Here is a 1041-nt window from a genome sequence, read left to right as displayed (position 1 = left end):
GGCGAACCGGGCCTGGAAGTTGTACCGGCGGGCCGGATTCACCGATGTGATCCGCAATTTCGTGTTCGCGGGCGATACCCGGCCGTTCGCCATTCTCGGCCGCAGGCTGCCGATGCCGCCCACGCACCCATGACGACGGTGGTGGTCGGATCCGGTCACAACGCGCTGGTCGCGGCCTGTTATCTGGCCCGGGCCGGGCACCGGGTGCAGGTGCTCGAGCGCGACGAGGTGCCCGGTGGCGCGGTATCGACGGTGGCGCGATTCCCCGGCCATCTCGTTGATCGTGGATCTTCGGCGCACATCATGATCCGGCACACCGGGATCATCGAGGAGCTCGAGCTCGAACGGTTCGGGTTGCGTTATCTCGACTGTGATCCATGGGGCTTCACACCGTCCGACGGTGCGCGCCCGCCGATCGTGTTCCACCGTGATCTCGACGAGACGTGCGCCTCGATCGCGGCCGCCTGCGGTGTCAAGGACGCTGACGCATATCGCCGCTTCGTCGAGGTGTGGGGCGAGCGCAGCGCACGGGTGATGCGGTCGTTCGGCGGGCCGCCGACGCCGGGCAGGCTCGTTCGCTCGTTCTGGGGGCTGGACGCGCGGGCCGGCGGATCGGCGTTGTCGCGGGAGTTCTTGCAGTCCGGTGACGCGCTACTGGACTTCTGGTTCGACGACGAACGGCTCAAGGCGTCGCTCGCGTGGTTCGGCGCGCAGTCGGGTCCGCCGATGTCGGAGCCGGGAACGGCGCCGATGGCCGGGTTCGCCGCGCTCATGCACACAGTGCCGCCCGGGCGTGCGGTGGGTGGGAGTGGGGCGCTCAGCGCGGCGTTGATCGCGCGCCTGCGGGCCGACGGTGGCGAGCTGCACACCGGCGACGCCGTCACCTCGCTGCGCCGATCCGGCAGCGGGTGGCAGGTGGCGACCGAATCGGGCCGGACACTGCACGCCGGCACGGTGATCGCGGGTTCCCATATCCTGTCGACACTCGACCTGTTGCGCGCGGGCGATTTCGACGCCCAGGTCCTCGACGACTGGCAGCGC

The 1041-nt window shown here is 69.9% G+C and carries 1 protein-coding gene; it reads left to right on the top strand.

Annotated elements, in window-relative coordinates; translation table 11 throughout:
* Nucleotides 1-129: 129 nt before the first annotated feature.
* Nucleotides 130-1041, top strand: a 912-nt coding sequence (locus tag ACFWDO_RS21495; protein WP_380347228.1) for a phytoene desaturase family protein, incomplete at its 3' end; no start/stop codon positions are given.

It is taken from the genome of Isoptericola sp. NPDC060185 (genome assembly GCF_042728595.1).
Classification (GTDB): Bacteria; Actinomycetota; Actinomycetes; order Actinomycetales; family Cellulomonadaceae; genus Isoptericola.
This window is presented reverse-complemented; position numbering and strand designations above follow the sequence as displayed.